Raw genomic sequence first — 274 nt, 5'->3', positions numbered from 1 at the left:
CCGGCGTGCTGATGCGCTACGTGCAGGCCTTCCTGCTCGTCCTGTCGCAGACTGCGCTCTCGAACGGCAGCTACACGGTGGAGGAGCGCCTCGCGCGGTGGCTCCTGCTCGCGCATGACCGGCTCGACGGCGACGAGCTTCCCCTCAAGCACGAGTTCCTGTCCCTGATGCTGGGGGTGCAGCGCGCCACGGTGACCTTGGCCACCCACGTGCTGGAAGGGAAAGGCATGATCCGGGCAAAGCGAGCCCGGATCACGATCCTGGATCGCGCCAA

The 274-nt window shown here is 67.2% G+C and carries 1 protein-coding gene; it reads left to right on the top strand.

Annotated elements, in window-relative coordinates:
- Positions 1–274: Crp/Fnr family transcriptional regulator (locus tag MFF40_RS28445; RefSeq protein WP_238263171.1), on the top strand; the 274-nt coding region annotated here is incomplete at both ends.

Source organism: Methylobacterium mesophilicum (assembly GCF_022179445.1).
GTDB classification, from domain to species: Bacteria; Pseudomonadota; Alphaproteobacteria; order Rhizobiales; family Beijerinckiaceae; genus Methylobacterium; species Methylobacterium mesophilicum.
The sequence above is the reverse complement of the archived record's forward strand: the minus strand, read 5'-3'. Positions and strand labels throughout refer to the sequence as shown.